Source organism: Aestuariibaculum sp. M13, from assembly GCF_024723255.1.
GTDB classification, from domain to species: Bacteria; Bacteroidota; Bacteroidia; order Flavobacteriales; family Flavobacteriaceae; genus Aestuariibaculum; species Aestuariibaculum lutulentum.
In genome coordinates this window covers 1,314,503-1,327,201 of sequence record NZ_JANIAC010000001.1, presented here as the reverse complement: position 1 = coordinate 1,327,201, position 12,699 = coordinate 1,314,503, and the positions used below count along the sequence as shown (strand labels likewise).

Genomic DNA, 12,699 nt, shown 5'->3' with positions numbered 1-12,699 from the left:
GGGCACATTAAAATCAATATCCAGATTTAACCAAAAAATCTAAAATTTAATCGAGAATCCACTGTAAACTCCTATAAAATAAGGTTTGAAATCTCCGGAGGTATTCTCGAATGTGTTAATCTGGTACTTGAACATAGGTTCTAAGTTCAGGTCTAATTTTTTAGTGACTTTATAATTTAGTCCCAATCCGAAATTGGCACTGTAACTTACATTGTTTATGTTTACTGCCTCGCCAATATAGGTTTTTGAACCATTAACAGGTTGAGAGTAGACTTCATTGTTATTTAAAAATAGTGAGCTAAATCCTCCAATAACGTTTATGCCTAGTTTTTTATTGGTAATGGCATATTCAATTTCTAAAGGCACTTCAATAAACCCAAAAGATTGGTTTAAAGAGGTGTTGAAACTTTTAAAAGTTTCTGGAGCTTTACTGGCTTCGGCAATATTATTTGAACTAATTACCGCAATAGTACTTTCGCTAGCTTTAGAGCCGCCCGTACTTACGTTTTTCATACTGCTGGAACTATTACTAAATGCCGCAGATTCGTAAACGACAACATCATTCGTATTGTAGCCTAAATTAACACGGTTAATCCCTGAGCGAATACTTATTTTATCGTTAAGTGCATAACTGGCATTAATACCATAACTCATATTAACTTCTCCTGTTTTGGAGTTTTTTACAAACTGTTGATCTAGAGAAGACCCTTCTCCTAAAGAATTGAAATAAACGGGTGCTACATTTGGTGCAATACTCCAGCGGTTTAATTTACTTTTATTTTCGGTTATGGCTTTGCTGTTTTCTATCGCTTCTTCAATAGTTAAATTGTTTTTTTGTTCTTCTTGAGATTTCGTTTCGGCAATAGTATTTTCTATGTGGGTTTCGCCAATATTTTGAGTGTTATTGGCGATTTGATCCTCTGTTGCTTCAATAGAATTTACAAGAGACTTGTCATTAATTAATGTGTTGGTATTGTCTTCTGAAGTATTTTGAGCAATACTATTGAAAGTTGAAGTGGTGTTTGAATATCCACTTTCAGAACCTTTGTATTTAGTTAATGAAATAGAGGTGTTATTATTTGTTTGAACAGGATTCTGAATTTCTGATTGTAGATTCTTAGTATTGTCTTCAGAATTTATAAAGTCATTGTTTTCTGAAGCGATAGTACTTTCATTATTATCTGAAGATCCTAAAGTTGAATTAGTATCCACAATTATTGGGATATCAATAGGAGTCGAGCCATCATTGAAAAACTGATTACCTAAGGTTAGTAATAGTAATAATGCTGCCGCCACACCTGCATAGCGCCACCAGATTGGAATGACTCTTTTGCTTTTCTTCTGCCCAAGCTGAGATTCAATATTTTTCCATACAGCATCTTTAGGAGTCACTTCAAAGTCTTTAAAGCGTTCCTGAAATAGTCTGTCTATATGTTTTTTATCGCTCATTATTATAATGATTGTAAATTTTGTGATGCCAGATACAATTCTATAGTTTGTTTTAAAATCTGCCTGGCTCGAGCCAGATTGGATTTTGATGTACCTATGTTTATCTCCAGCATGTCTGCTATATCTTTATGCGAATAACCATCAAGAACATAAAGGTTAAAAACCAATCTATACCTGTCTGGTAATTCCTGTATAATTTGTAATAGATAGTCGATAGACACGCGGTCTTCATCAACTTCTACGTCTACATCTTCAATGTTATCGTCATGAGCAATTTCAAAAACTTTTTCTTTTCTATATTGCTGCAAAACGGTGTTTACTGTAATGCGTTTTAACCAACCTTCAAACGATCCTTTGTTTTCGTACTGATTTATTTTTCTGAAGATGGTTAAAAAAGCATCTTGTAAATTATCTTCGGCTTCGGTGTAATTACGCGAGTATTTTAAGCACAAACCAAACAGTTTACCCGAAAAGAGGGTGTACAGTTCGCTTTGTGCTTTAATGTCATTGTTCTTGCACTGTTCTATGAGTTGATTTAAACTCAAATTCGCCGAATTAGTTTATACTTACTTAGTTTTATTCTACTACCGGAACTTCAAAGGTTAAATATATGTCTTCACCATTATCATCTTCCCCCTGCCAAAATTTAAACACATAAGAACCATTGCTTGTCACGATAAAGTTAAAGGTAACATCTTCTTCAAATTCTACCAAAGGTTGACAATTATTATTGTCGTAAACCGTCATGATAGGTGCTACTGTTCTCTGGTTATTTTCTTTAGCGTAGTATAAGTTTCTGTAAACATAACAAGACGAAGGCTTTTCGTAAGTAACCGTAATAGGGTAGGTTTCTCCCATAACAAACTCCTCCGGAATGTCTACGCTTTTTACAGGTAAAATCTCAAAGTAGTAGTTGTCGTAGTCATCGTCTGTGTTACATGAAACAAAGAGTAATAAACTTAAACTAAATAATAGTAACTTTTTCATAATAAATTAAATAACTTTTCTTTTTATGCTTTTTGTTACTAAGATGCAATCCTGTTTAAAAGGTTGCGTATGGAAATAAAAAAATCCCGAATTAATCGGGATTTAAATACTTTAAAGTTTAATTTGAAAGTAAACGTTATTTTTTATTCACCTTCTGAAGCGGCTTTGGCTACAGCTCTCACTTTAACCTCTAGCTCTTCCATAAGTTCAGGGTTGTCTTTTATCAGCGATTTTACAGCATCACGACCTTGTCCAAGTTTGGTGTCTTCGTAGCTAAACCAAGAACCACTTTTCTTAATGATTTCGTTTTCTACTGCGATATCTAAAATCTCACCTACTTTACTTACACCTTCTCCGTACATGATGTCGAATTCAGCAGTTTTAAATGGAGGTGCTACTTTATTTTTAACCACCTTAACTCGGGTTTTGTTACCTGCTACACTTCCGTCGGTTTCTTTAATTTGAGTTGAACGACGAATATCTAAACGAACCGATGCGTAGAATTTTAAAGCGTTACCACCAGTAGTTGTTTCCGGGTTACCAAACATAACACCAATTTTTTCACGTAACTGGTTAATGAAAATAACTGTACAGTTTGTTTTGCTGATAGATGCAGTAAGCTTTCTTAAAGCCTGAGACATTAAACGGGCGTGTAATCCCATTTTAGAATCACCCATTTCACCTTCAATCTCACTCTTAGGTGTTAATGCAGCAACCGAATCTATTACAACAATATCAATAGCACCTGAGCGGATTAAGTTATCAGCGATTTCCAGAGCCTGCTCACCGTTATCTGGTTGAGAGATGATTAAGTTTTCTAAATCGACACCTAATTTTTCAGCATAAAATCTATCGAAGGCATGCTCGGCATCAATAAAAGCGGCAATTCCACCTGCTTTTTGAGCTTCGGCAATAGCGTGTAATGTAAGGGTTGTTTTACCCGAAGATTCTGGTCCGTAAATTTCAATGATTCGTCCGCGAGGATATCCACCAACACCTAAAGCAATATCTAAGCCTAATGAACCCGACGGGATAGCATCAACATCTACAACTGCTTGGTCGCTCATTTTCATTACAGTACCTTTTCCGTAGGCCTTATCTAATTTGTCTAATGTAAGTTTTAGCGCTTTTAATTTCGCTTCTTTTTCGTTGCTCATTTCGTAATCTATTTTTATCTGAAATTGTACGCTAAAATACTATAACTTTTATCATCATACAATTTTATGACGCAACCTTTTTGAACATTTTGCATCTAGTAGTAAACTAGGGAAATTATTGCTATGAAATTTACCAGTGAAGCATTTTAAGTAGACTAACTCGAAATGATTTGAAAAGCGCTTCATCTATACCATGAGCGCTTTTTTTATACGCTTTGGTGTTGTGTTTAAATTGTTTACCTTTGCCGCATTAAAATATAATCTTTAACCTTAAAACATTAGTATAGCATGCAACTGTACAATAAATTAAGTGCTAAAGAGAGAGCAGAATTAATCGACCAAGCAGGGAAAAATCGATTAACGCTTTCTTTTTACCAATACGCAAAAATTCAAAATCCTCAGGAATTTAGAGATCAATTATTTATTGTCTGGGACAAATTAGAAGTCTTAGGTAGAATTTATGTCGCTCATGAAGGGATTAACGGCCAATTATCACTTCCAGCCGATCGTTTCAATGAGTTCAAAACCCATTTAGATACGATTGATTTCTTAAAAGACATCCGTTTAAATGTGGCTGTAGAACAAGACAACAAATCGTTCCTGAAACTGAAAGTTAAAGTACGTGAGAAAATTGTGGCCGACGGATTAAACGACGACACTTTCGATGTAACGAACATTGGAGTTCACTTAAAAGCGGAAGATTTCAATAGATTTATTGAAGACGAAAATACTGTATTGGTCGATATGCGTAACCATTACGAGAGTGAGATTGGTCATTTTAAAAATGCCGTAACACCAGATGTTGATACGTTTAGAGAATCGTTAGATATTATTGAAGACGATTTAAAAGAACATAAAGAAGATAAAAATCTGGTTATGTATTGTACGGGAGGTATTCGTTGTGAAAAAGCCAGTGCATACTTCAAACATAAAGGGTTTAAAAATGTATACCAACTTGAAGGCGGTATTATTGAATACACCCGTCAGGTAAAAGAACAAAACTTAGAAAATAAGTTTTTAGGACAGAATTTCGTGTTCGACGAACGTCGTGCCGAGCGAATTAGTGACGATGTTATTGCACAGTGTCACCAATGTGGTGAGCCGTTCGATGTCCATACCAACTGTGCTAACGATGCTTGCCATTTGCTGTTTATCCAGTGTCCGAAATGTCAGGAAGAAATGGAAAACTGTTGTTCTACAACTTGTATGGAGATTAACCGTTTGCCTTATGAAGAGCAAAAGGCCATGCGTAAAGGACAAGGAAACAGTAACGATATTTTTAAAAAAGGTCGTGCCGAACACTTGCCTTATAAAAAGGATTTAAGAAACATTTTCGAGCATTTTAAACAAGAAGAAGCCTAATTAGTTATGCAAAAGATTGAATTAATGGCGCCTGCAGGGAATTTCGAATCACTGCAAGCAGCTCTGGATAATGGTGCAGATTCTGTTTATTTTGGTGTAGAGCAGCTTAATATGCGTGCCAGAGCCTCTATAAATTTTACTTTAGATGATCTGCCTGAGATTGCCGAGCGTTGTCAGGAAAAAAACGTTAGAACTTATTTAACCTTAAATACCATTATTTACGATCACGATTTATCGATTGTAAAAACACTGATTCAAAAAGCGAAAGATGCTAATATCACGGCTGTGATTGCTATGGATCAGGCTGTAATTATGGCGGCTCGTGAGATTGGTATGGAGGTGCATATTTCTACGCAAATAAATATCACTAATATAGAAACTGTAAAATTCTATGCCATGTTTGCCGACACTATGGTATTGAGTCGTGAGCTGAGTTTGCGTCAGGTGAAAAAAATTACCGAACAGATTGAAAAGGAGCAGGTAAAAGGCCCTTCTGGGAATTTGGTTGAAATTGAAATTTTTGGTCATGGTGCATTATGCATGGCGGTTTCAGGAAAGTGTTATTTAAGTTTACATTCGCATAATTCTTCAGCAAATCGTGGAGCTTGCAAACAAAATTGCAGAAAGAAATATACCGTTATCGATCAGGAGTCTGGTTTTGAAATAGAACTGGATAACGAATACATGATGTCTCCAAAAGATTTATGTACCATCGATATTTTAGATCAGGTGGCCGATGCCGGAATTAAAGTGTTGAAGATTGAAGGTCGTGGACGCGCACCGGAGTATGTAGCAAATGTTATTAAATGCTACCGCGAAGCAATTGATAGCTTAGAAAATAACACCTTCGAAAAGGAGAAAGTAGTGTCTTGGATGCAAGACTTAGAAAAGGTTTACAACCGCGGTTTCTGGAATGGCTATTACTTAGGGCAGAAATTAGGAGAATGGAGTGTTGGGTCCGGGTCGCATGCTACACAAAAGAAAGTGTATATTGGTAAAGGACAACATTATTTTCCAAAAGCACAGATTGGAGAGTTTAAAATTGAAGCTTTCGATTTATCGGTAGGTGATACTATTTTAGTAACGGGTCCAACCACGGGTGCAAAAGAAGTTGAGGTGGCACAAATGCTGGTAAACGACGAGCAACTTGATAAAGCTTCAAAAGGCGATTTGGTGACCATTCCGTTAGGATTCAGAATACGTCCTTCAGATAAATTATACAAAATCGTAGAAAATAAAGTAGAAGCTTAATGGTTGTTGTTACCTTACAGCGAAATAAATGTATTGGGTGTAATTACTGCGTCGAGTTGGCACCTAATCAGTTTCAAATGTCGAAGAAAGATGGGAAGTCGGTGTTGTTGAAAAGTGTCGATAAGAAAGGCTTTTTCACCATTAAATCTAACGACCATATGATTTTAGAAGACTGCGAAAATGCTGCAAAAGCATGCCCGGTAAAGATAATTGATGTGAAAGATATTTAGCTATTTTAAGTCTGAAGTTTATTGCTATTCAACTTGTTTTTAGTAAGAATTTTATTAAGTTTGTTGAAGTTCTAACCTAAAAAACATGGATTTATGATTACAGAAGATTTTAGTATCGGATTGTTTGTCATGCAATTAATAAGTGTTTTAGCAATTAGTTTTTTAGTTGTTTTAGTGTATCGCTTATACAAATATTTAAAGAAGAACACTTAAAGTTTATCATATTCAAACCCATTACATTTTGTAGTGGGTTTTTTCATAGAAACGGGCTAAAGTATTAATTATAATTAAGTCTTCATATATACCGTTAAAAAAATATTATCTTTACCCATTAGAAATAATATGAACATTCATTTGCAATAGATTAACTATTAGCGAATTCAATATATAGAAATTTATGGCTTGTAACAGTTGTTCAACTGGTAAAGACGGTCAACCAAAAGGATGTAAAAATAATGGCACCTGCGGAACAGATAGTTGTAATAAATTAACGGTTTTCGATTGGTTGTCTAATATGTCTCTTCCAAGTGGTGAGAAACCGTTTGACTGGGTTGAGGTTCGCTTTAAAAACGGAAGAAAAGATTACTACAAAAATACAGAGCATTTAACGCTTAGCATTGGGGATGTTGTGGCTACACAGGCAACAACAGGCCACGATATTGGTATGGTAACCCTTACGGGGGAATTGGTGCGTATTCAAATGAAACGTAAAAGTATTTCTGAAACACCCGACGAAGAACTTAAAATATACCGAAAAGCCAATCAAAAAGATATAGATATCTGGCAAGCTGCACGAGATCGTGAAGAGCCAATGAAGGTGAAAGCAAGACAGTTTGCAATAGATTTGAAACTGGAAATGAAAATTTCCGATATCGAGTTTCAGGGCGATGCCAGCAAAGCAACGTTTTACTACACTGCTGAAGAGCGTGTCGATTTCCGTGAGTTAATTAAAGTATTTGCTCGAGAGTTTAAAACACGTATCGAGATGAAGCAGGTAGGGTTCCGTCAGGAAGCTGCCCGACTAGGAGGCATTGGGTCTTGTGGTCGTGAGCTGTGTTGTTCGACCTGGTTAACCGATTTCCGTTCGGTAAGTACCTCGGCAGCACGCTATCAGCAATTGTCATTAAATCCTCAAAAATTAGCCGGACAATGTGGTAAATTAAAGTGCTGTTTAAATTACGAGTTAGACACGTACTTAGATGCGCTTAAAGATTTTCCTAAATCTGAAATAAAACTACAAACCGAAAAAGGCGTTGCCATTTGCCAGAAAACCGATATTTTCAAAGGTCACATGTGGTATGCTTATGAAGGTGAATGGATTAACTGGCATAAGATAACTGCCGATCAGGCGAATGAAATTATTGCTTTAAATAAGAAGAATAAAAAGGTGGCAAGCCTTGAAGAATATGCTTCAGATCTTATTGAAGATACTAAAACTGAGTTTGAAAACGTTGTAGGTCAGGATAGTTTAACACGATTCGATAGTCCAAAACCTAATAAAAAACGTAAAAATAGTAGAAATAAGAATAACCGAAATCAGAATTCGAAAGCCAAAGGCGGAGCAAATAGTAATGTAACAGAAACAAAACCTTCTGCACCGGCGTCTGATAAAGGAACGAATAATAATACCAGAACAAGAGCCAAAAATCCTAAAGCTAAAGGAACTGAAGCCGGAAATAATGCTGCAGATCCTAAAACTACTGGAGGGAATAAAAACAGAAACCGAAACAACAATCGTTCTAGAAATAAAAAGAAACCGCAGAATCAGAACCCAAACCCAAATCCAAACCAAAACCAAAGTCAAAAGAATAAGGATGTTACGAAATAATACGTTAGTATTTTTAGCGATATGTTCATTAGTATTTGTGTCTTGCGATTCAAATCGAGTTTTCGACGAGTATAAATCGGTTCCCAATAAATGGCATAAAGATTCTATAGTTAGTTTTGATATAACACCTCCGGATTCTACTAAGGCTTATAATTTATTTGTGAATCTTAGGAATACAAATACCTATAAATACAACAATTTATTTTTAATTGTTGAAATGGTTTTTCCTCATGGAAAGACAATAAAAGATACCTTAGAGTACCGAATGGCCGATCCAACAGGAAAGTTGTTAGGTACTGGTGTAACCGATACAAAGGAAAATAAACTTTGGTATAAAGAAGGAGTTGTGTTTAAAGAAGCTGGTAATTATAAGGTAAATATTCAGCAAGCCATGCGTGAAAATGGTAAGGTTAATGGTGTCGTAGAGCTTGAAGGTATAACCGATGTTGGTTTTAGAATAGAACACATAAACAGTAACAACTAACTATTTCATCTATAGGTTGTAATCTATAGATCCCATTCAAATCGTATTTATAAATAAAAGTACATGGCAACAAAGAAACAAGAAGCAGAACCTACAACAAACTTCTCTAAATACATACGTTGGTTTTGGCTACTATTTACAGCAGGCGTTCTGGCCGTAGTCTTTATATTTTTATTGGCATCGTGGGGTGCTTTTGGCGAAATGCCCGATCATACCGTATTAGAAAACCCAAGAACGAATTTAGCAACCGAGATTATTTCTTCAGACGGACAAACTTTAGGAAAATTTTACTTTAACGATAACAGAACACCTGTTGGTTACGAAGATTTACCACAGGATTTGGTGAATGCCTTAATTGCCACTGAAGATGCACGTTTCGAACAACATTCTGGAGTGGATGCTATTGGTACATTAAGAGCTGTAGTTAAGTTAGGAAGTGGTGGAGGAGCCAGTACCATTTCGCAACAGTTAGCCAAACAGTTATTTCACGGTGAAGGTTCTAAAAACATTGTGGAACGTATACTTCAGAAAGTAAAAGAGTGGATTATAGCTATTCGTTTGGAGCGTCAATACACCAAAGAAGAAATTATTGCACAGTATTTTAATATTTACGATTTCTTAAACAATGCCGATGGTATTCGTAGTGCTGCCAGAATATACTTCGGTAAGGAACCAAAGGATTTAACGCTTAAAGAATCTGCCATGTTGGTGGGGATGTTTAAAAACTCGGCTTTATATAATCCGTTAAGAAATGCTGAAGGGGTAAAAAACCGAAGAAATACGGTATTATCTCAAATGGAAAAGTATGGGTATATAACTGAAACGCTTAAAGATTCACTTCAAAAAACCGAACTGGATGTAAAATACACTCCCGAATCACATCGTGAAGGTATCGCAACATATTTTAGAGGATATCTGGACTCCTTTATGAAAGAGTGGATTAAAGACAATCCGAAACCAGATGGAACCAAATGGAATTTGTATAACGATGGATTAAAAATTTATACAACTATAGATTCCAGAATGCAGCAGTACGCCGAAGATGCAGTACAAAAGCATATGGCAAAACTTCAGAAAGAGTTTTTCCACCAGAATACACCCGATAGAAATCCTACGGCACCGTTTTTAGATTTATCAAAAGAAGAAATTGATGCGCTTTTGAGAAACTCTATGCGTCAATCAGAGCGTTGGAGACATATGAAATACGATTTAGGAAAATCTAATAAAGAGATTGAGGAATCGTTTCAAAAGCCAATTCAAATGTCGGTATTTGCATGGAAAGATGGTCAACCTTCAGAAATCGATACGATTATGAAACCAATCGATTCTATGCGTTATTATAAAACGTTTTTACGTACCGGTATGATGTCTATGGACCCGCAAACGGGCCATGTGAAAGCCTGGGTTGGTGGTATGAATTATCGTCATTTCCAATACGATATGGTAAAGCAAGGAAAACGTCAGGTAGGTTCAACATTTAAGCCATTTGTTTATGCTACCGCTGTAGATCAGTTACACCTGTCGCCTTGTGACGAATTCCCCAATACACCATTCTGTATAGAAAAGGATAAATACGGCAATATAGAGGACTGGTGTCCTAAAAATTCTGATGGGAAGTATGGTGGAAATCTAACTTTGAAAAATGCACTAGCGAATTCGGTAAATACGGTAACGGCGCGTTTAATGGATAAAGTAGGGCCGGAAACCGTTATTGAGTTAGTTGATAAATTAGGAGTGGATTCTGAGATTCCTCCGGTACCATCTATCGCCTTAGGAACTGCCGATTTAAGTGTTTACGAAATGGTCGGGGCTTATTCAACTTTTGCAAATAAAGGCGTGTATACAAAGCCAGTAATGGTAACGACTATTGAAGATAAAAACGGAACTATTTTATATCAGTTTAAGCCAGAAACACGAGACGTGGTGGGTGAAGAAACCGCATATGTAACCGTAAAACTTTTAGAAGGTGTTACCCGTGGTGGTTCTGGTACCAGATTACGTGGTAACTGGGGTGTTAATAATCAGGTTTACAAGGAAGTTATTACTGGTTATCCATACGAATTTGAGAATCCAATAGCCGGTAAAACCGGAACAACACAAAACCAGAGTGACGGGTGGTTTATGGGTATGGTACCTAATTTAGTAACCGGAGTCTGGGTTGGTGGTGAAGACCGCTCGGTACACTTTAGAACCATTACTTATGGTCAGGGAGCCACCATGGCATTACCAATATGGGGTATGTATATGAAGAGTTGTTATGCCGATGAAACACTTAATATTTCTATGGCAGATTTTGAAGCCCCTGAAAATTTATCTATTCGTGTAGATTGTGATAGTCCTGCTGATAATGATAACGTTATTCAGGAAGAAAAAGAAACACCAGATGATTTAGAATTCTAAATTGATTAAGAATCAATATTGAAAACCCGTTCATAAATTGAACGGGTTTTTTATTTCTCGATATTTTGTAGTTATTATTTTGTTATTCGTAAATTTATATTGCTAAAACTAATAATAATGATAAATAAGAAAGTAGCTAATATAAGTGAAGCTTTACAAGGGGTTACCGATAATATGACCCTTATGGTTGGTGGTTTCGGTTTAAGTGGTATTCCTGAAAACGCTATTGCCGAATTGGTTAATCTTGGAGTAAAAGGATTAACCTGTATTTCCAATAATGCCGGTGTAGATGATTTTGGTCTGGGGTTATTACTTCAAAATCGCCAGATAAAAAAAATGATTTCTTCTTATGTAGGTGAAAACGATGAGTTCGAGCGTCAGATGTTATCTGGCGAATTGGAAGTAGAACTTATTCCGCAAGGCACATTGGCTGAGCGTTGTCGTGCTGCACAAGCTGGTATTCCTGCATTTTATACGCCAGCTGGTTATGGTACGGAAGTCGCCGAAGGTAAAGAATCACGAGAATTTAATGGTAAAATGTATATCCTGGAACACGCCTTTAAAGCCGATTTTGCCTTTGTGAAAGCATGGAAAGGTGATGAAGCTGGAAACTTAATATTTAAAGGGACGGCTAGAAATTTTAATCCGGTAATGTGCGGAGCAGCTAAAATTACGGTAGCTGAGGTTGAAGAATTAGTGCCTCTCGGAGAACTGGATCCTAACCAGATTCATATTCCTGGCATATTTGTGCAACGTATTCTAAAGGGCGAACGTTACGAAAAACGAATTGAACAACGAACTGTAAGACAAAGAAGTTAATTATGTTAGATAAAGTAGGTATAGCTAAGCGTATTGCTAAAGAAGTTAAGGATGGTTACTATGTAAACCTTGGTATTGGTATTCCAACTTTGGTTGCTAATTATGTGCGTAATGATATTGAAGTCGAGTTTCAAAGCGAAAATGGCGTTTTAGGCATGGGACCTTTTCCTTTTGAAGGGGAAGAAGATGCCGATGTGATTAACGCAGGAAAACAAACCATAACCACGTTGCCGGGCGCTAGTTTTTTTGATTCTGCCTTAAGTTTCTCCATGATTCGTGGACAGCATGTCGATTTAACCATTTTAGGAGCCATGGAGGTTGCTGAAAATGGAGACATTGCCAACTGGAAAATTCCGGGTAAGATGGTTAAAGGTATGGGAGGCGCTATGGATTTGGTAGCCAGTGCCGAAAATATTATTGTAGCTATGATGCATACCAATAGAGAAGGGGAGTCTAAATTACTAAAAAGATGTTCCTTGCCTTTAACGGGCGTTGGGTGTGTTAAAAAGATTGTTACCAACTTGGCAGTGGTTGAGGTTACACCAAATGGTTTTAAATTATTAGAGCGTGCTCCCGGAGTTTCTGTTGAGGAGATTCAAAAAGCAACTGAAGGGACATTAATTGTTGAAGGAGATATTCTTGAAATGATTCTTTAGTTGTAAGAAGATATAGTTATTTTGTAGGTTAAATTCGGTAAAATGTTAAAAATAATTGCATTTCATCGAATTTATA

General features: G+C 36.4%; 12 protein-coding genes. 8 read left to right on the top strand and 4 right to left on the bottom strand.

The features are described from left to right. Positions 1–39: 39 nt before the first annotated feature. The 4 genes from NO995_RS05670 to recA form a co-directional block, all read right to left on the bottom strand. Entirely contained in the window at positions 40–1,449 is a 1,410-nt protein-coding gene (locus NO995_RS05670; RefSeq protein WP_258226638.1) for a hypothetical protein, read from the bottom strand. A 2-nt stretch (positions 1,450–1,451) separates the two neighbouring features. Beyond that, positions 1,452–1,994 carry an RNA polymerase sigma factor gene (locus NO995_RS05665; RefSeq protein WP_258226637.1) on the bottom strand — a complete coding sequence of 181 codons (543 nt, stop codon included), beginning with the start codon at positions 1,992–1,994 and terminating at the stop codon, positions 1,452–1,454. Between the two features lie 31 nt (positions 1,995–2,025). Then, positions 2,026–2,436, bottom strand: a complete 411-nt coding sequence (locus NO995_RS05660; RefSeq protein ID WP_240572381.1) for a hypothetical protein — start codon at positions 2,434–2,436, stop codon at positions 2,026–2,028. Positions 2,437–2,579: 143 nt separating this feature from the next. After that, entirely contained in the window at positions 2,580–3,593 is a 1,014-nt protein-coding gene (gene recA / locus NO995_RS05655) for a recombinase RecA (protein ID WP_240572380.1), read from the bottom strand. A 288-nt stretch (positions 3,594–3,881) separates the two neighbouring features. On the opposite strand from recA, the gene NO995_RS05650 reads away from it, so the two are divergent. From NO995_RS05650 to NO995_RS05615, 8 genes are all read left to right on the top strand, one after another. Continuing rightward, positions 3,882–4,955 (top strand): rhodanese-related sulfurtransferase, encoded by a 1,074-nt coding sequence (locus tag NO995_RS05650; protein WP_258226636.1) that lies wholly within the window; start codon positions 3,882–3,884, stop codon positions 4,953–4,955. 6 nt (positions 4,956–4,961) lie between these two features. Further along, complete coding sequence (locus NO995_RS05645) at positions 4,962–6,206, top strand: peptidase U32 family protein (RefSeq protein WP_258226635.1); 1,245 nt, start codon at positions 4,962–4,964, stop codon at positions 6,204–6,206. Further along, positions 6,206–6,436: a ferredoxin gene (locus NO995_RS05640; RefSeq protein ID WP_258226634.1), complete on the top strand. Its 231-nt coding sequence runs from the start codon at positions 6,206–6,208 to the stop codon at positions 6,434–6,436. Before NO995_RS05645 ends, NO995_RS05640 begins: the two co-directional genes overlap by 1 nt. A gap of 397 nt (positions 6,437–6,833) precedes the next feature. Continuing rightward, positions 6,834–8,264: a regulatory iron-sulfur-containing complex subunit RicT gene (locus NO995_RS05635; RefSeq protein ID WP_258226633.1), complete on the top strand. Its 1,431-nt coding sequence runs from the start codon at positions 6,834–6,836 to the stop codon at positions 8,262–8,264. Further along, the gene (locus NO995_RS05630) at positions 8,251–8,748 is read left to right on the top strand and encodes a gliding motility lipoprotein GldH (protein WP_258226632.1); all 498 of its coding nucleotides are present in this window, start codon (positions 8,251–8,253) and stop codon (positions 8,746–8,748) included. The genes NO995_RS05635 and NO995_RS05630 overlap by 14 nt, the downstream gene beginning before the upstream one ends. 63 nt (positions 8,749–8,811) lie before the next feature. After that, entirely contained in the window at positions 8,812–11,148 is a 2,337-nt protein-coding gene (locus tag NO995_RS05625; protein WP_258226631.1) for a penicillin-binding protein 1A, read from the top strand. 117 nt (positions 11,149–11,265) lie between these two features. Further along, positions 11,266–11,967, top strand: coding sequence for a CoA transferase subunit A (locus NO995_RS05620; protein WP_258226630.1), 702 nt, complete (start codon positions 11,266–11,268; stop codon positions 11,965–11,967). 2 nt (positions 11,968–11,969) lie between these two features. Continuing rightward, positions 11,970–12,623, top strand: coding sequence for a 3-oxoacid CoA-transferase subunit B (locus NO995_RS05615; protein ID WP_258226629.1), 654 nt, complete (start codon positions 11,970–11,972; stop codon positions 12,621–12,623). The last annotated feature ends 76 nt before the right edge of the window (positions 12,624–12,699 follow it).

Excerpts from the sequence above, each read along its gene's own strand:
- NO995_RS05670 (WP_258226638.1), bottom strand. The coding sequence starts at position 1,449 with ATGAGCGATAAAAAACATATAGACAGACTATTTCAGGAACGCTTTAAA.
- NO995_RS05660 (WP_240572381.1), bottom strand. The coding sequence starts at position 2,436 with ATGAAAAAGTTACTATTATTTAGTTTAAGTTTATTACTCTTTGTTTCA.
- recA (WP_240572380.1), bottom strand. The coding sequence starts at position 3,593 with ATGAGCAACGAAAAAGAAGCGAAATTAAAAGCGCTAAAACTTACATTA.
- NO995_RS05650 (WP_258226636.1), top strand. The coding sequence starts at position 3,882 with ATGCAACTGTACAATAAATTAAGTGCTAAAGAGAGAGCAGAATTAATC.
- NO995_RS05645 (WP_258226635.1), top strand. The coding sequence starts at position 4,962 with ATGCAAAAGATTGAATTAATGGCGCCTGCAGGGAATTTCGAATCACTG.
- NO995_RS05640 (WP_258226634.1), top strand. The coding sequence starts at position 6,206 with ATGGTTGTTGTTACCTTACAGCGAAATAAATGTATTGGGTGTAATTAC.
- NO995_RS05635 (WP_258226633.1), top strand. The coding sequence starts at position 6,834 with ATGGCTTGTAACAGTTGTTCAACTGGTAAAGACGGTCAACCAAAAGGA.
- NO995_RS05630 (WP_258226632.1), top strand. The coding sequence starts at position 8,251 with ATGTTACGAAATAATACGTTAGTATTTTTAGCGATATGTTCATTAGTA.
- NO995_RS05625 (WP_258226631.1), top strand. The coding sequence starts at position 8,812 with ATGGCAACAAAGAAACAAGAAGCAGAACCTACAACAAACTTCTCTAAA.
- NO995_RS05620 (WP_258226630.1), top strand. The coding sequence starts at position 11,266 with ATGATAAATAAGAAAGTAGCTAATATAAGTGAAGCTTTACAAGGGGTT.
- NO995_RS05615 (WP_258226629.1), top strand. The coding sequence starts at position 11,970 with ATGTTAGATAAAGTAGGTATAGCTAAGCGTATTGCTAAAGAAGTTAAG.